The organism is Corynebacterium sp. HMSC066C02 (assembly GCF_001814945.1).
Taxonomy (GTDB): domain Bacteria; phylum Actinomycetota; class Actinomycetes; order Mycobacteriales; family Mycobacteriaceae; genus Corynebacterium; species Corynebacterium aurimucosum.
In genome coordinates, this window is record NZ_KV818447.1 from 1 (window position 1) to 24,968 (window position 24,968).

The window sequence follows — 24,968 nt, forward strand, 5'->3', positions numbered from 1 at the left end:
GACCCGAGCCAGGAACCCAGCCAGGAGCCGAGCGAAAAGCCGGATAAGCCTGGTACATCGAGCATCCGGGATCTCAGCAGCCTGTGGCCGCTCATCCCGCTGGTGATTATTCCGCCGGCACTGGCCCACTTCTTCAAGCCTCCGCACATTCCGGAGCTGCCGACGAAGCCGGCCAAGCCAGCAGAGCCGCTGAAGCCTGAGGAACCGAAGGCGCCAGAGGCACCGAGCACGGAAGCACAGCCGACGGCTGAGCAGACTCCGAGTGCACAGCCGAGCCAGGCTAGCCAGCCAGGAACGACATCGAGCACCCCGGCCTCTTCCAAGAGCACCTCGTCTAGCAAGCTTGCCAACACCGGTGCTAACGTCCTAGGCCTCATTGGTGTGGCACTGGCACTCATCGCTGGTGCAGCTCTGATTCTGCGTCCTAGCCGCCGCAAGGATTCCTAAGCACTAGGTATCCGCAGGGGCCCGACCGGCCTCACGGCAGTGGTTGAGTAAACCACGAGCAAACGCCCGAGCATTAGCTCGGGCGTTTCTTTTTGCTCAATCACACTGAGGCGATCCACTTGCCCTGTCGAGGTTCGATGCCACATGAGAAGGGGTGTCTGCCGTCGTCGTCGGCTAGGGCGTCAGCGTGATCAATCGCGCCGGTTGACGGATGGATCACTTAGAGGTTGTGCCACAGCCTCATCTACGTGTGCCACGCTGCCTAGCCTTTCGCGGGGTATCTGAGAAAGCACTCACTCATATGGGCGTCTCCCTTCGCGCTCACCGGGAGTGCTTGCGGTTGCTGTTTGAGGCTCACGGTGAGCGCGAAGGGCGAGTAAGGGAGAACGGAGGGCGGGTGGCTGAGCGCGCAGCGCGGCTTTTGTGGTCTGGTAGGGGAGGCACCCCGGGTTACACAAGCAAGAAAAGGCCCCGGCCACCGCACTCGCTGTGAGTTCGTGGTGGCCGGGGCCTTGCTCGGCGCTGGGCTGTGTGCCAGCGCCTTCGGCTTTAAGCGCCTTTAGACGTCGAAGGCTTCCTCGAGCAGGTTCTTCTGCTCAATCTGGTGGACCTTCGCGTTGCCGGTGGCAGTCGAGGACTGCGAGCGGCGGGAGACGCGGACCAGCTCCGGCATATCCGGGATGAGCTCACGCAGGTGCTCGTTGTAGAACGGCCACGGGCCCTGGTTGGCCGGCTCGTCCTGTACGAAGCGAATCTGCGTTGCGTTCGGGTAAGCCTCGAAAGCCTCACGCAGGCGATTGAACGGAATCGGGTGGAGCATCTCCACGCGCACGATGGCGATGTCATCGCGGCCATCGGTTTCCTTCTTCTTGGCCAGCTCCCAGTAGAGCTTGCCGGAAACCAGCATGATGGTCTTGACCTTGTCAGTATCGCCGACCTTCTTGCCGTTGATGTCTACGAAGTTCGGGTCGTTGATAACGGACTGGAACTTCTTGACCTCAGTGAAGTCCTCCACGGAGGAGGTTGCGGCCTTGTTGCGCAGCATGGACTTCGGGGTGAAGACCACCAGCGGGCGCTTCATCTCACCAAGAGCCTGGCGGCGCAGCAGGTGGAAGTGGTTAGCCGGGGTGGAAGGCTGAGCCACGGTCATGGAGCCCTCAGCGCACAGCTGCAGGAAGCGCTCAATGCGGGCGGAGGAGTGGTCCGGACCCTGGCCCTCGTAGCCGTGCGGCAGCAGAAGGATCAAGCTGGAGAGCTGGCCCCACTTGGCCTCACCGGAGGAGACATACTCATCGATGATGGTCTGCGCACCGTTGGCGAAGTCGCCGAACTGTGCCTCCCAGGCCACCACGGCATCCGGGTTACCCACGGTGTAGCCGTACTCATAGCCCATGCCGGCGTATTCGGTCAGGGCCGAGTTGTAGACCATGAACTTACCGCCATTGCCCTTGGACGAAGCCAGCTGAGCAATCGGGTTGTGCTCCTCACCCGTGCGCGGGTCGAAGGCCACCGCGTGGCGCTGGGTGAAGGTACCGCGGCGAGAATCCTCACCGGCCAGGCGCACGACCTTGCCGGAGTTAGCCAGGGAACCGAAGGCGATGAGCTCGCCCCAGCCCCAGTCGATGCCTCCCTCGCGCGAGGACTTCTGGCGCTCCTTGGCCACCTTGGCCACGCGCTTGTGGTACTCGAAGCCCTCCGGCGGGTTGCCGTAGGCATCACCAATCTCGGCGATCTCCTCAGCGGTAATGGAAGTGTCCAGACCGCGGGTCAGCTCCTGGGAGGAGGTGATACCAGTCTGCTCCTTCGGGCCAGCCTCTTGTGCCTTCTTGTGGTCAGCGAAGACGGACTCCATCTGGTCGTGGAAGTCACGCGCAGCTGCCTCTGCCTCTTCATCGGAGAGGTCACCGCGGCCGATGAGTTCCTCGGTGTAGCGCTCACGGACGGACTTGTGGTCATCGATGATGTCGTAGAGACGTGGCTGGGTCATGGACGGGTCATCGGCCTCGTTGTGGCCGCGCAGGCGGTAGCAAACGAGGTCAATGAAGACGTCCTTGCCAAAGCGGCGGCGGTACTCGGTGGCCAGCTTGCCCACCCAGACAACAGCCTCCGGGTTGTCGCCATTGACGTGGAAGACCGGGCAATCGAAGCCCTTGGCCAGGTCGGTGGCGTAGTGCGTGGAGCGACCGGAATCCGGGGTGGTGGTGAAACCAACCTGGTTGTTAACCACCACGTGGACGGTACCGCCGGTGGTGTAGCCGCGCAGCTGGGAAAGGTTGATGGTCTCCTGGACCACGCCCAGGCCGGTGAAGGATGCATCGCCGTGGAGCATGATCGGCACAACAGTGTGGCCCTCAGCACCCTTGTCCAGGATGTCCTGCTTGGCGCGTGCGATACCTTCCATGACCGGGTCGACGGCCTCGAGGTGAGACGGGTTAGCAGCCAGGGTGACCTTGATGTCCCCGTCACCGAACATCTGCAGGTGCTCGCCCTCTGCGCCCAGGTGGTACTTCACGTCACCGGAGCCGCCCATTTGGCCGCCCTTGTAGTTGCCGTCGAACTCACCGAAGATATCTGCCAGTGGCTTGCCCACGATGTTGAAAAGGACGTTGAGGCGGCCGCGGTGCGGCATGCCGATAACAACTTCGTCGAGGTCCTGGCCTGCTGCGGTGTCCACGATGGAATCCAGCAGGGCAATGAGGGACTCAGCGCCCTCCAAGGAGAAGCGCTTCTGGCCCACGTACTTGGTCTGCAGGAAGTTCTCAAAGGCCTCAGCGGCGTTGACCTTCTGCAGGATGTACTTCTGCTCAGAGTTAGTCGGCTTCGGCATGCCGGCCTCAATCTGCTCCTGCAGCCAGCCGCGCTCATCGCGGTCCAGGATGTGGGCGTACTCGGAGCCAACCTTGAGGGTGTAGGCGGAGCGCAGGCGGGTAACCACCTCGCGCAGCGTCATGGTCTCCTTGCCACCGAAACCGCCAACGTTGAAGGTGCGGTCCAGATCCCAGATGGTCAGGCCGTGGGTTGCCAGGTCGAGGTCGCGGTGATCCGGCCAGGGCAGGCCCGGCTGCTTCCAACCCAGCGGGTTGATGTCCGCGAGAAGGTGGCCACGGGAGCGGTAGGCCTCGATGTACTGCATGACGCGGGTGTTCTTGTCGACGCCCGTGTTCGGCACGTCGGCAGCCCAACGGAAGGGCTGGTAGGGAACTCCCATGGACTCGAAGAGCTCGTCCCAGAAGGCATCATCCAGGATGAGCTGGCCCACGGTACGCAGGAACTCACCGGACTCCGCGCCTTGAATAACGCGGTGGTCATAGGTGGAGGTCAGGGTAACCAGGCGGCCGACGCCGAGGTCTGCCAAGCGGTCGGCGGAGGTGCCAGCAAACTCTGCCGGGTAATCCATGGATCCCACACCGATGATGGAGCCGGAGCCCTTGGTCAGGCGGGCGATGGAGTGGCGGGTACCGATGCCACCCGGGTTGGTCAGGTTGATGGTGACGCCGGAGAAATCATCCATCGTCAGCTTGTTCTTGCGGGAGCGGTCAACGATGTCCTGGTAGGCATCGATGAACTCGGAGAAGGTCTTGTTCTCCGCTTCCTTGATGGCAGCGACGACGAGGGCGCGGGAGCCATCCTTCTGTGGAAGGTCAATAGCCAGGCCGAGGTTGATGTGCTCCGGCTGAACCACGGTGGGCTTGCCGTCCTGGATTTCGTAGCGCACGTTCATATCCGGGTGGATCTGAACGGCCTTCACCAGCGCGTAGCCCAGGATGTGGGTGAAGGAGATCTTGCCGCCGCGGGTGCGCTTGAGGTGATCGTTGATCATCGCGCGGTTTTCCCACATGAGCTTGACCGGGATGTCACGCACGGTGGTAGCGGTGGGGATCTCCAGGGACTCGTCCATGTTCTTGGCAATGGCCTTGAACATGCCCTTGAGTACGCGGGAGCCCGGCTCCGGTGCCTCCTTGATGCGGTCCAGCGGGGACTCGGACTTCTTCTCCGTCTTTTTCGCGTCCTTCTTGGATGCGGCGGAAGCCTTGGAATCGCTCGGTGCCTTAGCGCCTGGAACAGCGGAAGACTTCTCCTCAGCCTGGGTCTTCTTCGGCGCAGCCTGTGCCGCGTCCTTCTTCTTGGTGGGGGTGCTGGATTGAGCGTTCGCAGCCTTGGGCTGTGCGGCCGACTTCGGTGCTCCGTTGGCCTCAAAGTACTCGCGCCACTCCTTGTCTACGGAGTTCGGGTCCTTGGAGTACTGCTGAAACTGTTCGTCAATCAGCCACGCATTCGGGCCATAGATGCTCGAGTTGCTCACGGCAGATGCTCGCCTCTTTCTGTGCTTCTAAGTTTGTCTTTATTCGACTCTAGTAGGCCAATCCACGGGTGCGAAAGGCACCCCGAAAAGTGTCTCTCCTTATGATACGGCCCTTGTAAGTTTGCTCACTAACCTGAGCGGGTTTCGCCCCTTTTATTCCCCCTGCAGGGGGGAGAGTTGGGTGCCCGCATGGTTGATTACTTGGCGGCCCAATTTACGGTTGGCGGTTGTTCCCAGCACCGCGCCTACACCCATCGGCAGCAGTTTGGATACCCATGCCCACTTGAGCTTCTTGGTGGCCTGCTTCATGAAGAGCTTGGTCAGGCGGCCGTTGAGACCGCTGAGGGTAGGGCCGGAAAAACGCGAGAGGGTAGCAGCGGAGGTGACGCCCGACAGGGAGGTTGCATCACCCACAAAGGTATCGACCAACGCGCTGCCTTGGGAGCCGGTGAGCACCACCAAGACCAGCGCGCGGCGGCGCTCCTTATCCCGGATGTTGTCACCGCGCAGGTGCGCGGAGGCGAGAATGTACCAGGCGGCGGCTTCAAGGAAGACCAGGGATTCCGCGCCGATAGTGGCTGCGCCGGTGACCAGGCCGATGCCAGGGATAGCCGCGGAGGCGCCCGCGGCAGCACCGGTACCGGTGATGATGTTCATGAAATGCTTGTCGATGAGCTCTTGCAGCTCCGCAGGGCTGGCGTCGGGGTTGCGCTTCTTTAGGCCCTCGACATAGTTGATGATGACGGAGGACTGGACGGAGACGACTTTGTCGATGGCCGCCAGGAATCCCTTGGTGATGCGGTTGGCCTCATCCACCTCCAAGGTTCCCACAGCCTCTGCGGAGCTGGCCTGATCGACCGATGCATCCCGGCGACTAATGTCCTTGCCCTCTTTCTCCTTGTTAAAGACCTTGTCCAACATTGTCTCACCTAACTTTTTAACTAAATCTGATTGTGAATCTGAACTGTATGTTTACCACCGTATCGAAAAAGCTTTATCCAGCGCGCTAGCAGGGTGGCGCACTAGGGTATGAGGCATGAGCGAGTTTGAGCCTTTCCCTCCGCGTGAGGTCAGCGCGGCTGCGGCGCGCTTGCTTGCAGATTCCCTCCACGCCCGTGCCCTCGCAGCACAGGAGGCGGCACGCACCGCGCTTGCCGACGATCTCACGGTGCTCACCACCGGTGGCTGGGTACGAGGTTGCATCGAGGAAGAGTTACGCACGGACCGCCCGCTCAGCGCTCCTGTCCGCTCGTGGCGCGGTATCCCTTTTGGCGCAGATACCTCGGGCGCCAACCGTTTCATGGAGCCGCGGCCTGCCCCGGCGTGGGAAGGAATCCGGGATTGCCGTGAGTTCGGGCACGTGGCCCCGCAGCCGGTGTACTCCTGGACCGACCGCATCGAGGGTGCAGAGGATTGCTTGACCCTTGATGTCGTCCGGCCGCACGATACGGGTTCACCCGATACACCGTCGGGTTCTAAGGCAGGGGAGAAGTTGCCCGTCGTAGTGTATTTGCATGGCGGCAGTTTCATTGTGGGTTCCTCCCACATGCTGATGCTGCGCGGCTTCGAGTTCGCAGCCCAGATGGACGTTGTTTATGTTTCGGTGAATTTCCGCTTAGGTGCCTTGGGCTACCTCGACGTCCGCAGTCTTGGCGGTGAGGCCTGTGCCAACCCGGCTGTGGCGGATCAAGTCTTAGCGCTGGAATGGGTACGCGAAAATATCGCGGCCTTCGGCGGGGACCCAGAAAACGTGACTCTCATGGGTGAATCCGCCGGCGGCGCGGCCGTCCTCACTCTCATGGCGGTGCCGCGTGCAGAAGGGCTTTTTCACCGCGCGATTGCGCAGTCGCCGCCGATCGGCATGATTCATTCACGAGCGCAGTCAGTGTTTTGGGCCCGCGAGCTGGTTCACAAGATGGCCTTGCCGCGCGATACCACCGCCGATGATCTGCGCCGCGAGGACTTCGCGGACCTCGTGCGCTCTGGCCAGTCCATGATGTGGCGCGCGGGCGAGTTGCTGTACCTGAACTCCTGCTATGCGCCGACTGTCGACAGCGACCTCATCCCGCACCATCCCATCGAAGCCTTTGAGGACGGCAACCAACACCCGGTGCCGCTGCTGGTGGGAACCAACTCCGGTGAGGCCAGCTTTGGAAAATTCCTCTTCCAACGCCAGAGCGCCCGAGAGCGAGCGGCCCTCCGACTTCTTGCTTCCTTTGATCCGGAGAGCGCACCGGATGTCATCGCGGCCTACGGCGGTGCCGTCTCCCGCCGCGATTTCGGGGATCTGCTGACCGACGCCCTCTTTTGGGCTCCTACTGTCCGCGTTGCCTCCGACCACGCACGGCGTTATCCGACGTGGATGTACCGCTTCGACTTCGCGCCAGCGGCGCTGCGCTGGTTAGGCTTGGGTGCGATGCATTCGATGGAGCTATCCAACATCTTTGGCGATCCAGGGGCGTCGAGAGTGTCCTTCCTAAACAGCATTGCTAAGCCTTCCGAAATGGAGGACGTGACCGAGACCATGCAGGCGCAGTGGGGCGAGTTCATTCGGGGCGGAGCGCCTCTAGACAACTGGCCGCAATACCGCGCGCCGCAGCGCTCGACCATGGTTTTTGATGTGGAGCCGCGCGTGGAGGAGGCGCCGATGGAGGGGCGTCGCCAAGCATGGGAGGCCTATGACATGTTGGAGTGGGGTACTGGGCGCCCGGAGATTCTGAAGGAACTGGGATTCCTGCTCGATGAGGAGAGCTATTGACGGAGATCGCAGGTAAGATGTGTGGGGCCTTGGCAGCAGCCCGGGTGAGACTCCCACATGGACGGATGTTAATCACATGAGCTTTTTTGAAGATATCGCCTCTGCTCTGGACGGGGAGGGCATTGAGTCCCGCGTCAACGACGATGTGATGTTCGTGCCCATCACCTCCGATTTGGAAATCCAGTTTGTGGAAATTGACCCCATCCTGCCGGCGGCCAACGTCTACATTGCCGCGGCCGATGTGGATGAAGATGATGAAGACTTCGAGGCCGTTTTGGTGTCCGTGGCGTTTTCTGTGGACGATGCGGTTGAGGCCGTATCCCGCCACATTGCCACGGACCAGGTGGTGACGGTGCTGCGTGACCTGCTGGAAGGCACCGATGAACGCATCGCTGAGTTGGAGTTTCTTCAGGATGAGTTCAACCCGAATCTGGTCGTGGCGGAAGTTGCCAACGACTCGGAGCTGCGCGTGCTCGTGGAAACCATCGACGGTGTCCCGAGCGCGATCGTGCGTTTTCTCTCCTTCGACTTCGATGAGGAAGAGCTCGATGAGCTGGAGGATGAGGCGATCAGTAAGCTCTGGGATATCGACAGCCCGGAGGACATGAGTGAGGAAGAGCACGTTGCCATCTTCGGCGATGCAGACGACGAAGACGGCGGGCTAGCCCCCATCATTGAGGTCCCGGCTGAGGCACTCGAACTGGGTACCTACACCGACTTCGACCGCCTCTTCGATGTGCTCAGCTTGGTCTCCGATCAAGCCTTAGATTGGGAAGCACAGCTAGTGAGCATCGATGACGATGACTTCGACGAGCCTGAGGTTTATGACATCTTCGGCGCCGATGATGAGGACGATGACGTTCTCTTCGAAGACGATGATGACGAAGACGATGATTACGACGAGGACGGAGCAGAGGACGCCGATAGCGACGGTGACTCCGAGGACTAAAAGCTCCCAGGGTAGGGTAGGTGCGTACTTTTCCCTACGTTAATGAGGAGCAACCAAAACACATGCCGGACAAGAAGGCATCGCGGAGCCAACGCCTGTGTGTTGGCTCCGCCCTAGTGTGTGCGGCTCTGGCTTGGGTCCTGTCGCTGAATTCGAACTACGGTAGCGGGGACTATGTTTTTGGCTCCGTCCTCTCCATCAGTGTGTGGTGCCTGACACTGCTCGGCGCCCTTCTCTTCCTTGCCGCACAATGGCGTTCTTTAGGCCATCACGCATTGCTCAACCCGTTGCTGGCGGTGATAGTGAACCTTGTGCTGTCCTCGTTGATTTTTAACGTGAGCGTTCCCTTGTACTTGGACATGATGGGCACGGCATTCGTGGCAATTGTCTATGGACCCGTCTTGGGAATGGGCACGGCGCTTTTGACTGCGTGCTTGGCCAGCATCAACAATCCGCTGCTTTTGGTGTACCTACCGGTGGCCCTGGTGGTGGCCTACTTATTCGGCTGGCTGGCGCGCCGTGGTGCCTTTAAGCGGATGATGGTCATGATGCTCGCCGGCGCTGGTGTGGGAGTAGTTGCTGGGCTGTTGACCACGATGTGTACCTTGCTCTTGCCCGGTGAGTATGGACAAAGCGGACCCATTAAGCTCATGGCCCTGTGGGAGCTAATTTTGCATGACGGACGCCTGGCAGTTCTCTTGCAGAGTCTGAGCTCCGACGTGATTGATAAAACGTTCACGGTCCTCGTAGTCTGCGTAGCTATTCGCTTAGCGCCGCAGCCCATCCTCCGTCTTTATGACTATCCGGAGACGCGCCCATCCCGAGACCGCGTCTTAACGGAGGACAGGTTCACGCTTTCCCTCGATGAGGAACCACCCCGCAACCTCCTGGGCCGGATACAGCGCTACTTCTAAAAGCTCTAAGAGCTCTCGTAGCTGCGTGGCTCCACCCGCTCGGGCGACATCCGCATTGGACAGGAGCCAAGAGAGTATTAGGCGGCTTGGCTGAAGCCTTCGAAGAGGGAAAGCGGTGAATGCACCGGGGTGTAGGTGCTATCTACCAGCCACACAAACGTCGCCGCACTGCTGCTGGAAATCTCATGAACTGCGGAGACAAGCTCTTCTGGGACCAGTGCCCGCACCCAGGCTTCCGCTAGCGAGGGAGTAACGGGACGTCCAGTCGGATCGGTGATGCGTACGGTGATGAGATAAGAAGGCACGCGCTTTTCGCCATAACCCAGCACGCGGGCCTTGGCCCGCTCGCCCACGCGGTGGCGCGACACAGTAAAAGTCAGCGGTAGCGATTCGCCGCCTTCTATGGCCACTGGTGGCAGAACCTTCGATGGTGGCCGCCACTGCGGAGTGGGCCGCGCGAGCGAGCGTGGATGGCGAATGATGCTCTCTATGGAGCGAAGAGTTTCATGGTGGTGGTAGAGGATCTCCGTGGTCAGCTCACCGGGGCTGAGCGTGGACGGGGACTGAACGGACTGGTGAATGCTGCTGTAATTCTTCATGGCGCACACACTAGATGCCTGTGCGGACATTCCACGTCAAAGTGTCGAACTATTGTTCGACGATTTGACGTCGTGGGCTAGAGTGAGTGGCGATATGAAAAATACTGCAGAACCGCAGGTAAAAATCCCGCGGGAAATTTGGGTCATGGTCACCGCCGGGTTCATCATCGCCTTGGGGTACGGGCTCATTGCACCGCTGCTGCCGCAGTTCATCGTCAGCTTCGACGTCTCAATGGCTGCGGCTGGTCTCGTAGTCTCCGTCTTTTCTGCTAGCCGCCTTGTCTTCGCACCCGCCGCCGGGTTCCTCATCGACCGCGTCGGCACGCGCCGCGTCTACGTGACGGGCCTGTTCACCGTGGCAGTGACCACCGGTTTAGTGGGCGTGGCGCAGGAGTATTGGCAGATCGTTGCGCTGCGCACTATCGCCGGCATTGGCTCGACGATGTTCACTGTCGCGGCGATGGGGCTCATTGTGCGCCTAGCACCACCCAGCATTCGCGGGCGCTGTTCGGCAACCTATGCCACGTCTTTCCTTCTTGGCAACGTGATTGGCCCGCTCGTGGGCGCGAGCCTCTCTTTCTTAGGATTCCGCTGGCCTTTCTTTATCTATGGCGTTGGCGTCGCCATCGCCGCACTCGTTGTGTGGATCCTTATGCCCTCGGTCAATGAGGCCGATGAACGTCGGCGTCACCTTACGCCCATGCGATTGGAGGAAGCCTGGGCGGATACTGCTTACCGTGCAGTGCTGACGTCGAACTTCGCCCAGGGCTGGATCAATATGGGTGTGCGCGTAGCGGTTCTGCCACTGTTCGCGGCCGCCATTTTTGCCAACGGTGCATCGACATCAGGCGTTGCGCTAGCGGCCTTTGCCGCGGGCAATGCCATCGTCTTGCAGTTCTCCGGCTCCTGGTCGGACCGCGTGGGGCGCCGGCCACTCATCGTTGCGGGACTTGTGGGCTCCGCGTTGTTCGTGGGCACGCTGGGCTTGGCGACGAACATCGTCTCCCTCCTCATCCTCTCCGCCCTGTCCGGCGCCGCCTCGGGCCTTATTGCCCCTTCGCAGCAGGCAGCCGTGGCGGATATCGTCGGCTCGAAGCGCTCGGGTGGTCAGGTGCTGTCGACATTCCAGATGGCAGGCGACTTTGGGCAAATCTTAGGCCCCATCGTCATTGGTCTGCTGGCGGATAGGTACGGGTTTGAGACAGCCTTTGGTTTCTGTGCGGTAGTTGCTGCAGCTGGCGTTGTGGCGTGGATTTTCGGACGCGACACATTGGCGGAGAGAAAGGGAATCCTGCAGGGCCTGCGCCACCGCTACCGCCCGCGGCGTTAATAGACAAAAGACTGGAAGGCTCCGTCAGTATCTTTCTGGCAGAGTCTTCAGGGCCGTTTAGTTCTAGTGGGTGCGGCGCGCTTTCTTGCTGCACGCAGCCCAGCGAGGGGTGGTGCCGGTTTTGAAGCTGCGCTCCCGAAAGCGCGTAAAGCCATAGATGGAAGTTTCAGAACCGTTATCTGGGCGGCTCCACCTCTTCCGGCTACGCTCGCTCGCGGCTGCCATAACCGTCCTCCACACTTCTGCATTAAGGCATCAGAGACTAATCTTTTCTTAATCTGCTAAGGAAATCTTAAAGTGGGTTAGTTGGGGTGTCAACTTCATTATTTATATTTATGTGAGACTTAAGCCACAGTGCGTCCAGCGGCATAAAGCTGTTTAGGCATGTCACGGCGAAGGCTCCACTCAAACTGGATGGGCTTCTCGCCCCTATGCGTAACGTAGTCGACATTGCCGAGGAAGGTGTATGCCGATGCAGTGTCCACCTTGTTCCGCTTGTTAAAGCGCGTAGCAATGATGATGTTGCCGTTGAGCTCATGATGGTGGATGTAGCGCCGTGCCATCGCGGACTTGAGCGACGTGGTGGATTGGGATTCCCAGTGCAAACGATCCGGCGCCAGTGGGTAGTCGCGGTAGTTCGTGGAAGCACTGACACTCTCGTCTTTTTGAAAGGTGACCAGGAAGAGGTCGGTGTTTGATGCATCGAAGCGCCGTACACCTTCGCGCGGCAGATTTGCCAATTTGCGCAACGGGCCATCGTCCAAAGCTCCGACGAGCTCGGCAAGACTGTAGTCGGCGTGAGTTTCCAAGACGCTGTTCGTTGACTTTTCTGGAATGACGCGGGAGCGGTCGAGCGTGAGCTGCATGACCTGAGTTACCTCAGCGACGAAGGAAGGGCATGAGCGGATGATTCCGAGGGCCTCGTCCAAGGATTCCGGTACCGGCGTATTTGAGTTCGCCCACAGCGCCAGCACGAGCATGGTGGCGTATCGAACCTGCTCGGGAGTCATGTCCTTTTGGGTGGGCCCATCCGGAGAAACCAGGAGACTGTAGGCCGCTACGCGGTTGGGATCGTTGATGTGTAACAGCACCCGGATTCGGCTGAGTAGAAACTCTTCGTGCTCGCTCGCAGGGACGGAGGGCAGAAGCTTCTCATCGCGCAGCAGCGTGGTCCACGTAATTCCCTTGCGGCGGTAGATGTCTTCTAGCGGAACTCCGGAGCTGTTAGTGAAACTGGCGAGGTCCGTTGTGCCGTAATCAGAAATAAGTGCTCGTATTTTCTTAATGGAGTTACGGGCTAAGCGCTTGATGTTCTTGAGAACGCGCTCGGTCGTTACACGGTCCAAGGTGATGTTGGAGCCTGGCGGGGCGGTAGGAAATCCTTGCTCTACCTCCTTGGCCAAGTTCTTTCCGCGAGCAGGAGTTAGAGCTTTGAAGCGCTCTTCGAAATCGAATTCTTCGTGCTGTACACCCAAGAAATCAAAGACAGTGCAGGCATTCTTTCCCTCATGGAGACGCAGCCCGCGGCCAAGTTGTTGGACAAAGAGCACAGGGCTTTGCGTTGGGCGCAGAAGCAGCAGCGTGTTGATCGATGGAATGTCGACGCCTTCGTTGAAAATATCGACCGCAAAAACGATGTTGATAGTGCCTTCGCGAAGCTGCTCAATGGCACGTCGACGCTCATCAACACTGAGCTTGCTGCTGACCGCTTGGGCAGGGATGCCGAAAAAGTTGAATTGCGCGGCCATGTATTCGGCATGGGCGATGGATACGCAAAATCCGAGGGCCTTCATATCGGAGAGGTCGAAGATACGGCGGTTGAGCTCATTGATGATGAACCTGGTGCGCTTCTCACCGGCCTTGATATAGAACTCGCTCAGTTCCGAAACCTGGTAATCCTTCTTCCCGCGGTTCCAGGTCAAGCTCGTCAGGTCAGTATCATCGTCGACTCCGTAGTAGTGCAACGGGGCGAGAAGCTGGAGGCGCAATGCATCCCAGAGACGAAGCTCATGGGCCACACGGTAGTCGAAGTACTTTTGTACGTTCTCGCCGTCACCGCGCTCCGGAGTGGCAGTCAGCCCGAGGAGCTCGCGCGGTTGCAGGTAGTCAAGTACTGCGCGGTAGGTCGGGGCCTCAGCGTGGTGAAACTCGTCAATGACGACGACTTCAAAATGGTCCGGTGCAATGTTTGACAGGCGCTTGCTATGCAGAGACTGGATGCTCGCAAAGACATGGTCCCACTGGCCGGGCTGCGTGTCGCCGACGAGGAGCTCGCCAAAACCTGCGGTGCTAAGCACCTCGCGATAGGTCCGCTGGGCCTGGGTAAGAATCTCGCGCCGGTGCGCAATGAACAGCAATCGTGGCCTGCGCCCCAGCTTCTCGCATAGGCGGCGGTAGTCCAGTGCTGCCACAACAGTCTTGCCTGTACCAGTAGCGGCAATGAGGAGATTGCGATGACGATCGTGAACTTCGCGCTCGGAATCTAAAGCTTCGAGCATCTCCTCCTGGTAGGGATAGGGCTCAACGCGAAGGCCTGAGAGTTCGAGCTTTTCACCGGGCTTTGCTTCAAGAAATCTGGCGCTGCCGAGGGCCTCCTTGAGGCGCTCGAAGTCTTGGTCCGGGTCAAATGCTTTGAAATGAGTGTCGTACCAATAGCTGTCGAAGGTCTTGATGAACTTTTCGATTATCTCCGGCGTGGAGGAACGAGAGCCCCGGACGTTCCATTCCCAACCGTCAACAAGCGCTGATCGCGAGAGGTTTGAGCTACCGATGAAGGCGGTGTCGAATCCGGACTGACGGCGGAAAAGCCAGGCTTTGGCATGTAACCGTGTGGTCTTGCTTTCGTAGCAGATCCGGACTTCAGCGCCGTAGTCTTCCACGAGGCGGCGCACGGCGGCGGCTTCGGTCGCCCCGCAGTACGTCGAAGTGATGACGCGCAGCGGGATCTGGTGATCCCTGAGGTATTCCAATTCATCGCTGATGACCGCGATGCCTGAAGTCTTGATGAAAGCGCACAATAGGTCGACGGAGTCGGCCGTTCGGATCTCGCGGGCAATCTCGACTGACATGTTGGTGTCGTCCACGCTGTTGGTGAACAAGGCGCTGGAGTTGAGCGAGACTTCCGGGAGTTTCGGGGCCTCTTCGAGCTCTGATCCATAGATGGCGTAAAGCAGTTCCTCGGCGGAGATGGACTCATCCACCCCGAGGTGTTGCGCGAGCCCATTGATGAGGGCCACACGCTCTTCGGGCTTTGATAACTCTGTGAGCTTGCGCTCGAGGGCCTTGGCAAAATGCTGGGACACTGCCGCGGCGAACCGGGGGTTGACATCCTTCTTGGAACCGGAGGCGATGCCGGTTGCTGCCGTGGGCCGAGCTCGCTTGGTTTCCTCGATTCGCTCCTGGATACGAGCAGTGACTGGGGTTTCGTAGATGCCAAACGGCAGGATGGATTCGGAACTCATAGGCGCGAAGAAAGCAGTTTGACGGCGGGGATATCGGCAGGGGCCCAGTCGAGTTCCCGGGCCTCAGTAGGGGTGACCCAACGGGTGGCATCGTGATCACTAAGAACGAGTTCCCCGGAATCCTTAGTGCACAAGAACGTAGTGAGTTCGATGGTGGCGAAGTCGTACTCGTACACAGTCGTGGTGACCTGGTCACCAACATGTGCGATGACGGACAGCTCTTCCTCGATTTCGCGCGCGAGAGCCTCCTTAGGTGTCTCGCCTTCTTCAATCTTGCCGCCTGGAAATTCCCACATGCCGGCTAGTGATTTTCCTGGAGCTTTGCGACAGGCTAGGAATCGCTTGCCGTCTACGAAGACGGCTCCGACAACACGAATCGGTGAACTCATGGGCACTAGTATGCCGGCTGGCCCGCGCCTTATCTAGGAATTCGCTCCTGTGGTAGCAGAAAAGTGCGCTGTCACAATGTCATCAATCAACCGCGCGGCCAGCTTGGCGGTGTGGCTGTCGGTGTCGAAGGTGGGGTTGAGCTCGACGACGTCGACAAGCGCGAGGCGTCCCGTGGCGGCGATGCTCAGCGCCAGTGCCCGGATGGTGTTTACTGGCACGCCGAGGCCAGCGGGGGCGGAGACACCCGGTGCCTGGTCGGCGGGGAGGACATCCAAGTCGATGGAGAGGTGGATGGGCTTGGTGCCGGAGCAGATGCTGTCGATGGTTGTGCGCAGCTGGGAGCGATCCATGCTGAGCAAATCCTCGTCGAGGACGACGGTGACGCCGAGGGCGGAGGCTTCGTCGAAAAGCACGGGCGTGTTGTTGGGGCGGGAGATTCCCAGGACGGAATAGTCGAAGTCCTCCCGGCCCACCAGCTCAGAAATTTGTTTAAACGGGGTGCCGGAGGTAGGCATGTCCGCGGTGCGGAGATCGAAGTGCGCATCCAGGTTGATGATCTGCAGAGGCCCCTGGGCGCGGAAAGCACCGCGGTGGGAGCCGAAGGCGGTTTCGTGGCCGCCGCCGAGGATGATGGGCAGGTGCCCGGCGCGTGAGAGTGATTCCACCGCATTGGAGAGGCGCTCGTGGGCGGCCTCCAGGTCGGTGCCTTGGGTGGTGATCGTGCCGGCGTCGTACAGCGGATGCGGATGGTGCAGCGCCAGGGAACCCAGGGCGCCGCGCAGGGCAGCTGGGCCTGCAGCCGCGCCGGGGCGGCCATGGTTGCGCTCCACACCCTCGTCGGAGGCAAAGCCCAGGAGTGCCACGCCGGGGTGTTCCTGGGGGTTCGCTAGGTCGAGGGGACGAACTACGCTGTGCCACCGCGCATGCTCGGGGCCTGGGCCATCGGAGCGGCCGGACCACTCGGGGGCAGGGGAGTAGGCGGGGGCATCAACGGTGTTCATGGTTATCCTTTCGCGTCTGTTTCTTGTTCGGCTGTATTTTGCAGGGCTGCTTCCTGTGGGGTGCTCGCGGCGGCGCTGCGGCGGCCGGTGAGGTAGAAGATGGCGGTCATAAGGAGGATGAAGATAACGCCGGTGGCGAGTGCCGGGCGGTATTGCTCCTGCCACACCATGATGCCAAAAGTGAAGATGATGAAGGCGATGGAGAAGTATTGGCCCCAGGGCCAGAAGGGGACGGTGTATTCCAGGCTGGCGCGTTCCTCGGGCGACATCTGGCGGCGGGAAGCCACGTGGGCCAAGAGGATCATCAGCCACACGTAGATGGTGGCAAACGTGGCCAGGGAGGCGATGACTTCGAAGACGTTATCCGGGATGAGCGCGTTGAGTCCGGTGCCGATAATCATGACGATGAGCAGGATGATCATGGTCATGACCGGCACCCCGCGGGTCTTTTTGGCCATGACCTTTGGCGCGAGGTTCTGGCGTGCCAGTCCGGTCAGAACGTTGCCGGCGCCGAAGAGATCCGCGTTGATGGCAGAAACCGCCGCGGTGATGACGACGACGTTGAGTGCGGCGGCAGCCCAGGTGACGCCGAGGGTGGAGAAGATTTGGACGAAGGGGCTTTCCTCACCGGTGATGCTGCGCCAGGGATTGATCATGAGGATGACCAGGATGGCCAGGACGTAGAACAGCAGGATGCGTACCGGGATGGTGTTGACGGCTTTGGGCACGGACTTGGCGGGATCTTCTGCCTCCGCACTGGCGACGCCGACGATCTCCGTGCCGCCGAAGGCGAAGAGAACGAGGATGAAAGAGGCGACCATGCCGGAGACGCCGTTGGGGAAGAAGCCGCCATCGTTGACGAGGTTGGCCGGGCCGGTGGTCTCCGCGGTGGAGAGGCCGAAGACTAGGACGGCCACGCCACCTAGGATCATCGCGATGACCGCGCCGACCTTGACGATGGTGAAGGCGAATTCCAGCTCGCCGAAAGCCTTGACGGTGGCGAGGTTGGCGCCGCCGACGAGAAGCAGTGTGGCGGCGACCCACACCCACTTGGGTGAGCCGGGGAACCAGAATTGCATGTAGACGCCAATAGCGGTGAGGTCGGCGAGGGCCACGATGACCATCTCGAAGGCGAACATCCAGCCGGTGATGTAGCCGGCCCAGGGGCCTAAGAAGGTGCGGGCGTATTCGGCGAAGGAGCCGGTAACGGGGTGGTGCACGGACATCTCACCGAGTGCGCGCAGGAGGAAATAAACCACGGCGCCGCCGAGGAGATAGACCAAGAGGACCGAGGGGCCGGCGGCTTGGATGGCGCCGGCAGAACCGTAGAACAGGCCGGTGCCGATAGCTGAGCCTAAGGCGATGAAGTGCAGGTGCCGGTGTTTCAAGCCGGCGCGCTTGGTGGTGGTTTCTGCCACGGGGATGCGTCCTCCTCTGTCCCCCTGTGCGGGCGCTAGTTGGTTCTAGCACCGCGAATGTGGGGAGTGGTTGGTGCGAGTGGGTCTGGGAGCTACTTTCCTCTAGTTGAGACGCGGGGTCAATTTTGTGGTGGGTAGCTTCATCCGGCGCTATGGTGGGCGCCTCATTTCGTGCGTGGGGGTGACGTGCGTGACATTTGTGTGGGGTGCCGCTAGTATGTGGGAGACCTGCGTGTGGCTGTCGCGTGGGCATGGCTAGAAGCAATCGCTGTGTAGAGGCGTGTGTGCTTGGCGCGTTCCTTTAAAGGGCGCGTGCGTGGCCGTGCTAATGACGTGTCGTTTCCACCACCGTGAGGTAGAACATGAACTCTGAAGACGCAATCGTTGACGCCTTCTACGAGAACGAGGATGACGTGCCCTCCAAGAAGGGCATCTGGCGCCTCTTCGTCTACAGCGCTATCGGCGCTTTCGTATTCTTCTTTCCCATTAGTTATGACGGAAAGAAATCCATCCCGCTTGACCACATGGTCACCATCATCCGCACCTATGCCGATGCCTTCGTGCCGTGGTTTATCCTGGCGCTAGCGCTCTATGGCACGGTGCGCAGTATCGTGAATAAAAACTGGCAGGAAGGCCCGCTGCAAGCGGTCTTTACCGCGCTCAACGTGGTGGGCCTGGTGGTCTCCTTCTTGATGGTCATCGGAAAGCTTCCAGGGGTACTCGGCAACGAGGACATCGTGCCCTTCCTGTGGAATTCGGTTGCGACACCCGTCGGCCTCATCGTACCCATCGGCGGCGCATTCCTAGCTCTGCTCATCAGCTACGGCTTTCTGGAATTCGTGGGCGTATTTATGCAGCCCATCATGCGCCCGCTCTGGCGCACACCGGGGCGCTCCGCCATCGACGCGGTAGCCTCCTTCGTGGGCTCCTACTCTTTGGGAATCCTCATTACTGACCGTGTGTACCAGCGCGGCGGCTACACCGCGCGTGAGGCCTCCATCATCGCAACGGGCTTCTCGACGGTCTCGGCAGCGTTCATGGTCATCGTGGCCAAGCAGCTGGACTTGATGGATATGTGGGGCGTGTACTTCGCAGTATCCCTTGTGGTGACCTTCCTGGTCACGGCGATTACCGTGTGGATTCCGCCGCTGAGTAGGATTCCTAATGACTACGTAGATGGTGTAAAGCCGGACCCGGAAAAGCCGGTAAAGGGCAATTTCTTTAAGGCCGCCTGGCGGGAAGCGCTGCTGGCGCTGGACCGCGCGCCGTCTTTAGGCGCTGCCATTTGGGAGAACCTGCGCGATGGCGTACGCATGGCGTCGGCGATTGTGCCCTCCATCATGTCCGTGGGCCTGATTGGTTTGCTGCTGGCCAACTTCACCCCTCTCTTCGACTGGCTGGGGTACCTGTTCTACCCGTTCGCCTGGATTGTTCAATTACCGGAACCGGAACTGGCGGGTAAGGCCGCGGCCATGGGCATTGCGGAGATGTTCCTGCCGGCGACGGCTGTGGCGGGCTCAGAAAGCATGGTGCTCAAGTTCGTCATCGGCGTGGTGGCTATCTCCGCCATTATCTTCTTCTCCGCGCTGGTGCCGTGCATCTTGGCCACCAAGATTCCGATCAAGCTGTGGCAGATCGTGGTCATCTGGTTCGAGCGCGTGGTGCTGACCATCATCATTGCGACGCCGATTGCCTTCCTGGTGACTTAGCTGGGGCTTGTACGAGGGCTCATTAGAATGTGGGCCCATGAGTACCTCCCGAGTCCCGGCGGCGCGCAATGCACTGGAGATCCTCCGGCTGCTGTCTACCATCGACGTGCCGATTTCCGCCGCGCGCATCCGCAGTGAGCTGGACCTGCCGCGCTCAACTACTTACCACCTGCTCAAGGAGATGGTGGACGCGGGGTTCGTGGTACACCTGCCGGAGAACCAAACCTACGGGTTGGGGCTTGCTGCCTACTCGATGGCCGCGGCCTATGCCACGCAGCAGCCCTTGGTGCGGGCGACCCAGGGGCACCTCGAGCGGATTGCCAGCAGTGTTGGGGGATCGGGGCACTTATCGCGTTTGGCGGGCTCGGAGATTCTCTACCTCAACGAGGTGCGCGCGCCGGGGGCGCTGTCACTGGTGACGGAGAAGGGCGTGCGGCTGCAGGCACAGCGGACGGCCTCTGGGCGGGCCATGTTGGCATTGCTTCCAGAAGCAGAGTGGCGTGCAGCATTTGTCCCGGGGTCCTTAGGTTTTGGGGAGTACAAGGAAATCTTGCGCCAGGTACGCGAACGCGGTTGGGCCGAAGAGGTCGAGGTGGTGGCGCGCGGGCAGGCGTCGGTAGGCGTGGCGGTGGTTGACCACGTGGGCAGGCCAGCAGCGGCACTCGCGGTGACTTTTCCCGTGGGCGCAGCTGATGCCACTGATGCCGCGCAGCAACTGCACGCGGCTGCGCAGCAGGTGGCCGAGAGGATGTACGGGCGCCGCTAACAGGTAGTGCCCGAGGTATTGGCGCGCCGGGCAGCCTGTTGTACTATGAGCGCAACGCGTAAGGCTGTCGCGCGTATCACTATTTTTCTATTCTTGTGAAAACGAGTACGTGTTTTCACGTGCCTTCTTCCCTTCCACGTGGGTGGTGGGACGTGGGTAACGCAGCGACGTTAAAGGAGCCTTACATGTCTAATTCTTATCCTTCCACCGTGACCGTGGGTATCGGGGCGCTGAGTATCGAAGAAGTCGTGGCCGTTGCGCGCTACGGCGCGAAGGTGGAAATTTCCGAGGACGCCCTGGCAGAAATCGCCTCGACCCGCGAGCGCGTCGAGGAACTAGCCCAGGATCCGACCCCCGTCTACGGTATTTCCACCGGCTTCGGTGCGCTGGCGCGGCGCCACATTCCGGAGGAGATGCGCGCGCAACTGCAGCTCTCACTCGTGCGCTCGCATGCGAGCGGAACGGGCCCGGAAGTAGAGCAAGAGGTCATCCGCGCGCTGATGCTACTGCGCCTGTCCACCCTGTGCACTGGGCGTACCGGCGTGCGGCCGGTGGTGGCGGAAACTTATGCCGCAGTACTCAACGCCAATATCCATCCGGTGGTCCGCGAGTATGGTTCCTTGGGCTGCTCCGGCGACTTGGCTCCGCTTGCGCACTGTGCGCTGGCGCTGCTGGGGGAGGGCGAGGTGCGCGTCGACGGTGGTGAGGCCACCCCGGCCGCCGAGGCCCTATCCGCTGCGGGCATTGAACCGCTTCAGCTGCGGGAGAAAGAAGGCTTAGCACTCATTAACGGCACCGACGGCATGCTGGGGCAGCTCTGCCTGGCTATCACTGACCTGCGCGAGCTTGCCAAGACCGCTGACATCGCCACCGCAATGACGGTGGAGGGCTTGCTGGGGACCTTGGTGGTCTTCGCCGATGACCTGCAGCGGCTGCGCCCGCACCCGGGCCAGGCAGATGCCGCCGCCAATATCCTGCAGGTCGCAGAGGGCTCGGAGATTCTCGCGGCCGCCCTCGAGGAATTCAAGAAGAAGCAGGTACAGGACGCCTACTCCGTACGCTGTGCCCCGCAGGTGGCCGGTGGTTTCCGCGATACCGTGGCGCACACAGCAACGGTTGCGGAGCGCGAGTTGGCCGCGGCCGTCGACAACCCGGTGGTGGCCAAGGATGGACGCGTGGTCTCCAACGGCAACTTCCACGGCGCGCCGGTGGCCTATGCGCTGGACTTCTTGGCCATCGTCGTGGCTGACCTGGCCTCTATTTCGGAGCGCCGCACCGACCGCTTCCTCGACGTCGCCCGTAACCGCGGCCTTAACGCCTTCCTTGCGGATGACCCGGGCGTGGACTCCGGCCACATGATTGCGCAGTATGCGCAGGCGGGCATCGTCTCTGAGCTCAAGCGCTTGGCCAACCCGTCTTCGGCGGACTCCATTCCGTCTTCGGCCATGCAGGAAGACCACGTGTCCATGGGCTGGTCGGGTGCCCGCAAGCTGCGCAAGGCCGTAGACGGTCTGCAGCGCGTCCTCGCCATTGAAATCCTCACTGCCGCCCGCGCCATCGATATGCGCGAGGGCCAGCCCGCCAAGGGTACCGGCGCGGTCATCGATGCTCTGCGCCAGACCGTCCAAGGTCCGGGCACCGACCGCTATCTGTCCCCGGAGATCGAAGAGACCGTGCGCCTGGTCAAGGAAGGTGCGCTGGTGGCTGCGGTAGAGGGGGCCGTCGGCAAGCTGCGTTAAGCATCACTCCAGCCCCATGGCGTATGTACTTCCAGGTCTGCACTTTTGGGTTTGGCGTTGGCTGTGGCGGGGGCAGCCAGCGCACCGCTGCAGTGCTAGTCGCGCGGCAGTCTCGTATCTGAGACAGCTAGGCCAAAAGTGTCCTGGCTCATGGTTGTGGGTCACAGTAACTTGTCCTGTGTGACGCTGACCAAGCCCCACTAGGGACAGCCCCGGGGAACCGGCCTTGGGGGTTTGGGAGGGCGTCGAAAAGCACGAGCGAAAGGAAGTCATGTCTGAACCCCGCGAAGTACGCGCCCCGCGCGGAACCGAAATCACCGCCAAGTCTTGGCAGACCGAAGCCCCGCTGCGCATGCTCATGAACAACCTTGACCCTGAGGTTGCTGAGCGCCCCGAGGACCTCGTGGTCTACGGCGGCACCGGGCGTGCTGCCCGCAGCTGGGAGGCTTTTGATGCCATCGTGGAGTCCCTCAAGAACCTCGAGTCCGACGAGACGTTGCTGGTGCAGTCCGGCAAGCCGGTCGGCATCTGGAAGACCAATGAGTGGGCGCCGCGCGTGCTCATCGCGAATTCCAACCTGGTGGGCGACTGGGCCAATTGGGAGCACTTCCGCAAGCTCGAGGACGAGGGCCTGATGATGTACGGCCAGATGACGGCCGGTTCCTGGATCTATATTGCTACCCAGGGCATCCTGCAGGGCACTTTCGAGACCTTCGCGGCCGTGGCCAAGAAGCGCTTCAACGGCACGCTCGCCGGCACCTTCACCCTCACCGGTGGCTGCGGCGGCATGGGCGGCGCGCAGCCGCTGTCTGTGACCTTGAACGGCGGCGCCTGCCTCATCGTCGATGTGGATGAGACCCGCCTGAAGCGCCGCCAGCACAAGCGCTACCTCGATGAGGTTGTTACCGACCTGGATGAGGCCCTCAAGCTGGTGCTCGACGCCAAGGAGAACAAGAAGCCGCTGTCCGTGGGTCTCGTGGGCAACGCCGCCGAGGTTTTCCCGGAGGTGCTGCGCCGCCAGCGCGCGGGTGAATTCACCGTGGACATCGTCACGGACCAGACCTCCGCGCATGACCCGCTGAGCTACCTGCCCACCGAAATCACCGTGGAGGACTGGCACAACGAGGCCAAGGCGGACCCGACCACCTTTACCAAGAAGGCCCGCGAGGCCATGGCAGCCCAGGTCCAGGCCATGGTGGAATTCCAAGACGAGGGTGCTGAGGTCTTCGACTACGGCAACTCCATCCGCGACGAGGCCCGCAAGGCCGGCTACCAGCGTGCCTTCGAGTTCCCAGGCTTCGTCCCTGCCTACATCCGCCCGCTCTTCTGTGAGGGTCTTGGCCCCTTCCGCTGGGCAGCGCTCTCCGGCGACCCTGAGGACATCAAGGTCACCGACCAAGCACTCAAGGAGCTCTTCCCGGACAACGAGCACCTGCACAACTGGCTTGATGCCGCCGAGGAGTACGTGGAGTTCGAGGGCCTGCCGGCACGTATTTGCTGGTTGGGCTACAACGAGCGCCACAAGGCTGGCCTGCTCTTCAACGACCTGGTCAAGGAAGGAAAGATCAAGGCGCCGATCGTTATCGGCCGTGATCACCTCGACTCCGGCTCTGTGGCCTCCCCGTACCGCGAGACCGAGGCCATGCTCGACGGCACCGATGCCGTGGCCGACTGGCCGCTGCTCAACGCCATGACCGCTGTCTCCTCCGGTGCCACCTGGGTATCCATCCACCATGGCGGCGGCGTGGGCATGGGCCGCTCCATCCACGCCGGTCAGGTCACCGTGGCCGACGGTACCGAGCTGGCCGCCGCCAAGCTGCGCGCGGTGCTGACCAACGACCCGGGCATGGGCGTTATCCGCCACGTGGATTCCGGTTACACTCGCGCCAAGGAAGTCGCCGACGAGCGCGGCGTGCGTATCCCGATGGAATTCAAGGCCCGCGACTAGATAAGAGAGGAAAAGAAGATCATGTCCACCCTGTTTACTGGAATCTCAGAGCTGCGCACGGTGTCGGAGGCAGGCACGCTTGCCGACGCCTCCCTCATCGCCAACACCGACGGCACCATCGCCTGGATCGGACCGGCGTCCGAGGCGCCGGCCGCGGATGAGAAAGTCGACCTGGGCGGGCGCGCGGTCCTGCCGGGCTGGGTGGATTCTCATACGCACATGATCTTCGACGGCGACCGCTCCGCCGAGTTCGAAGCCCGCATGGCGGGTGAGTCCTACCAGGCCGGTGGCATCGCGGTGACCATGGACGCTACCCGCTCGGCGGGGGAGGAGCGCCTGGAAAAGCTGTTGGTGGAGCGCATTGCCGCCGCCCGCCGAGGTGGTACGACGACCTTGGAGACGAAGACCGGCTACGGTCTTAATACTGAATCCGAGGTGGAGGCCGCTCGCGTGGCGGCTCGCCACGTCGATGACGTGACCTTCCTCGGCGCACACCTCGTGCCGCCGGGAGCAGAGGTCGAAACCTACCTCGACGAGGTTGTGGGCCCGATGCTGGACGGTGTGGCCGAGCACGTACAGTGGATCGATGTCTTCTGCGAGCGCGGCGCCTTCGACGAGGGGCAGTCGCGCCGCGTGCTGGAGGCCGGCAAGGCGCGGGGCCTGGGCGTGCGCGTGCACGGCAACCAGCTCGGTGAGGGTCCAGGCGTGACGCTTGCCGTGGAGTTGGGCGCTGCCTCGGTGGACCACGTCAACTACCTCAGCGATGCCGATGTCGAGGCGCTGGCTTCCTCCGATACGGTGGCCACGCTGCTGCCAGCCTGCGATCTGTCTACCCGTGAGCCGCTGGCGCCGGGCCGGAAGCTTATTGATGCCGGCGCGACCGTCGCCATCGCCTCCAACCTCAACCCGGGCACCTCCTATACCTCCTCGATGAACTTCTGCGTGACCACGGCTGTGCTCCAGCAGCACCTCACGCTTGATGAGGCCATCGCCGCCGGCACGCTGGGCGGTGCCACCGCGCTGCGCCGCCAGGATGTTGGCTCAGGTAAGGACGCGCAAGGCCGTCCGGCTAAAGGCTCGCTGGTGGTGGGCGCTGCTGCGGACCTGCACGTGCTTGATGCCCCGAGCGCTATCCACCTGGCTTATCGCCCGGGCATGCCGATGACCTGGAAGACCTTCGTGGGTGGCCGTGAAGTCTAGAAAGTAAAGTCTTGCACTCTAGAGTGTAAAACTTTG

At 61.3% G+C, this 24,968-nt stretch carries 17 protein-coding genes; 10 read left to right on the forward strand and 7 right to left on the reverse strand.

The window, feature by feature from the left end:
- Positions 1-447 (forward strand): LPXTG cell wall anchor domain-containing protein (locus HMPREF2996_RS04830; protein WP_141757480.1); only part of this gene is annotated, 447 nt, incomplete at its 5' end.
- A 559-nt stretch (positions 448-1,006) separates the two neighbouring features.
- Here the strand turns inward: HMPREF2996_RS04830 and HMPREF2996_RS04835 are convergent.
- Positions 1,007-4,750, reverse strand: a complete 3,744-nt coding sequence (locus HMPREF2996_RS04835) for a multifunctional oxoglutarate decarboxylase/oxoglutarate dehydrogenase thiamine pyrophosphate-binding subunit/dihydrolipoyllysine-residue succinyltransferase subunit (RefSeq protein ID WP_070710947.1) — start codon at positions 4,748-4,750, stop codon at positions 1,007-1,009.
- 153 nt (positions 4,751-4,903) lie between these two features.
- The gene (locus HMPREF2996_RS04840; protein ID WP_070718763.1) at positions 4,904-5,671 is read right to left on the reverse strand and encodes a hypothetical protein; all 768 of its coding nucleotides are present in this window, start codon (positions 5,669-5,671) and stop codon (positions 4,904-4,906) included.
- 115 nt (positions 5,672-5,786) lie between these two features.
- On the opposite strand from HMPREF2996_RS04840, the gene HMPREF2996_RS04845 reads away from it, so the two are divergent.
- From HMPREF2996_RS04845 to HMPREF2996_RS04855, 3 genes are all read left to right on the forward strand, one after another.
- Positions 5,787-7,508 carry a carboxylesterase/lipase family protein gene (locus HMPREF2996_RS04845; protein ID WP_070730365.1) on the forward strand — a complete coding sequence of 574 codons (1,722 nt, stop codon included), beginning with the start codon at positions 5,787-5,789 and terminating at the stop codon, positions 7,506-7,508.
- A 76-nt stretch (positions 7,509-7,584) separates the two neighbouring features.
- A complete protein-coding gene (locus HMPREF2996_RS04850) occupies positions 7,585-8,457 on the forward strand; it encodes a DNA primase (RefSeq protein WP_070730366.1) in 873 nt (290 codons plus the stop codon).
- 62 nt (positions 8,458-8,519) lie between these two features.
- Positions 8,520-9,371 (forward strand): hypothetical protein, encoded by an 852-nt coding sequence (locus tag HMPREF2996_RS04855; protein ID WP_070710951.1) that lies wholly within the window; start codon positions 8,520-8,522, stop codon positions 9,369-9,371.
- Positions 9,372-9,448: 77 nt separating this feature from the next.
- Here HMPREF2996_RS04855 and HMPREF2996_RS12960 read toward each other — a convergent pair whose 3' ends face one another.
- A complete protein-coding gene (locus HMPREF2996_RS12960) occupies positions 9,449-9,970 on the reverse strand; it encodes a hypothetical protein (protein WP_246815682.1) in 522 nt (173 codons plus the stop codon).
- Between the two features lie 94 nt (positions 9,971-10,064).
- On the opposite strand from HMPREF2996_RS12960, the gene HMPREF2996_RS04865 reads away from it, so the two are divergent.
- Complete coding sequence (locus HMPREF2996_RS04865) at positions 10,065-11,300, forward strand: MFS transporter (protein ID WP_070710952.1); 1,236 nt, start codon at positions 10,065-10,067, stop codon at positions 11,298-11,300.
- A 344-nt stretch (positions 11,301-11,644) separates the two neighbouring features.
- On the opposite strand, the gene HMPREF2996_RS04870 is transcribed toward HMPREF2996_RS04865, so the two are convergent.
- From HMPREF2996_RS04870 to HMPREF2996_RS04885, 4 genes are read right to left on the reverse strand one after another with little or no spacing between them, the layout of a single operon-like run.
- Complete coding sequence (locus tag HMPREF2996_RS04870; RefSeq protein WP_070730370.1) at positions 11,645-14,761, reverse strand: DUF3427 domain-containing protein; 3,117 nt, start codon at positions 14,759-14,761, stop codon at positions 11,645-11,647.
- Positions 14,758-15,150, reverse strand: coding sequence for a (deoxy)nucleoside triphosphate pyrophosphohydrolase (locus HMPREF2996_RS04875; protein WP_070730371.1), 393 nt, complete (start codon positions 15,148-15,150; stop codon positions 14,758-14,760). The genes HMPREF2996_RS04870 and HMPREF2996_RS04875 overlap by 4 nt, the downstream gene beginning before the upstream one ends.
- 33 nt (positions 15,151-15,183) lie before the next feature.
- Positions 15,184-16,152, reverse strand: coding sequence for a formimidoylglutamase (hutG, locus tag HMPREF2996_RS04880; protein ID WP_070730374.1), 969 nt, complete (start codon positions 16,150-16,152; stop codon positions 15,184-15,186).
- Positions 16,153-16,154: 2 nt separating this feature from the next.
- The gene (locus HMPREF2996_RS04885) at positions 16,155-17,570 is read right to left on the reverse strand and encodes an amino acid permease (protein ID WP_070443676.1); all 1,416 of its coding nucleotides are present in this window, start codon (positions 17,568-17,570) and stop codon (positions 16,155-16,157) included.
- 362 nt (positions 17,571-17,932) lie between these two features.
- Here HMPREF2996_RS04885 and HMPREF2996_RS04890 point away from each other — a divergent pair, with 362 nt between their 5' ends.
- From HMPREF2996_RS04890 to hutI, 5 genes are all read left to right on the forward strand, one after another.
- Positions 17,933-19,279 (forward strand): YjiH family protein, encoded by a 1,347-nt coding sequence (locus HMPREF2996_RS04890; protein ID WP_070730376.1) that lies wholly within the window; start codon positions 17,933-17,935, stop codon positions 19,277-19,279.
- A gap of 37 nt (positions 19,280-19,316) precedes the next feature.
- Positions 19,317-20,045: an IclR family transcriptional regulator gene (locus HMPREF2996_RS04895; protein ID WP_070443682.1), complete on the forward strand. Its 729-nt coding sequence runs from the start codon at positions 19,317-19,319 to the stop codon at positions 20,043-20,045.
- A gap of 185 nt (positions 20,046-20,230) precedes the next feature.
- A complete protein-coding gene (gene hutH / locus HMPREF2996_RS04900; protein WP_070730379.1) occupies positions 20,231-21,784 on the forward strand; it encodes a histidine ammonia-lyase in 1,554 nt (517 codons plus the stop codon).
- A 271-nt stretch (positions 21,785-22,055) separates the two neighbouring features.
- Entirely contained in the window at positions 22,056-23,732 is a 1,677-nt protein-coding gene (locus HMPREF2996_RS04905; RefSeq protein WP_070730381.1) for a urocanate hydratase, read from the forward strand.
- Positions 23,733-23,753: 21 nt separating this feature from the next.
- A complete protein-coding gene (hutI, locus tag HMPREF2996_RS04910; RefSeq protein WP_070730383.1) occupies positions 23,754-24,932 on the forward strand; it encodes an imidazolonepropionase in 1,179 nt (392 codons plus the stop codon).
- Positions 24,933-24,968 lie beyond the last annotated feature (36 nt).

Bases quoted from the DNA above. Each gene is read 5' to 3' on its own strand.
- HMPREF2996_RS12960 (WP_246815682.1), bottom strand. From the start codon at position 9,970: ATGAAGAATTACAGCAGCATTCACCAGTCCGTTCAGTCCCCGTCCACG.
- hutG (WP_070730374.1), bottom strand. From the start codon at position 16,152: ATGAACACCGTTGATGCCCCCGCCTACTCCCCTGCCCCCGAGTGGTCC.
- HMPREF2996_RS04870 (WP_070730370.1), bottom strand. From the start codon at position 14,761: ATGAGTTCCGAATCCATCCTGCCGTTTGGCATCTACGAAACCCCAGTC.
- HMPREF2996_RS04905 (WP_070730381.1), top strand. From the start codon at position 22,056: ATGTCTGAACCCCGCGAAGTACGCGCCCCGCGCGGAACCGAAATCACC.
- HMPREF2996_RS04895 (WP_070443682.1), top strand. From the start codon at position 19,317: ATGAGTACCTCCCGAGTCCCGGCGGCGCGCAATGCACTGGAGATCCTC.
- hutI (WP_070730383.1), top strand. From the start codon at position 23,754: ATGTCCACCCTGTTTACTGGAATCTCAGAGCTGCGCACGGTGTCGGAG.
- hutH (WP_070730379.1), top strand. From the start codon at position 20,231: ATGTCTAATTCTTATCCTTCCACCGTGACCGTGGGTATCGGGGCGCTG.
- HMPREF2996_RS04875 (WP_070730371.1), bottom strand. From the start codon at position 15,150: ATGAGTTCACCGATTCGTGTTGTCGGAGCCGTCTTCGTAGACGGCAAG.
- HMPREF2996_RS04850 (WP_070730366.1), top strand. From the start codon at position 7,585: ATGAGCTTTTTTGAAGATATCGCCTCTGCTCTGGACGGGGAGGGCATT.
- HMPREF2996_RS04855 (WP_070710951.1), top strand. From the start codon at position 8,520: ATGCCGGACAAGAAGGCATCGCGGAGCCAACGCCTGTGTGTTGGCTCC.
- HMPREF2996_RS04890 (WP_070730376.1), top strand. From the start codon at position 17,933: ATGAACTCTGAAGACGCAATCGTTGACGCCTTCTACGAGAACGAGGAT.
- HMPREF2996_RS04865 (WP_070710952.1), top strand. From the start codon at position 10,065: ATGAAAAATACTGCAGAACCGCAGGTAAAAATCCCGCGGGAAATTTGG.
- HMPREF2996_RS04845 (WP_070730365.1), top strand. From the start codon at position 5,787: ATGAGCGAGTTTGAGCCTTTCCCTCCGCGTGAGGTCAGCGCGGCTGCG.
- HMPREF2996_RS04840 (WP_070718763.1), bottom strand. From the start codon at position 5,671: ATGTTGGACAAGGTCTTTAACAAGGAGAAAGAGGGCAAGGACATTAGT.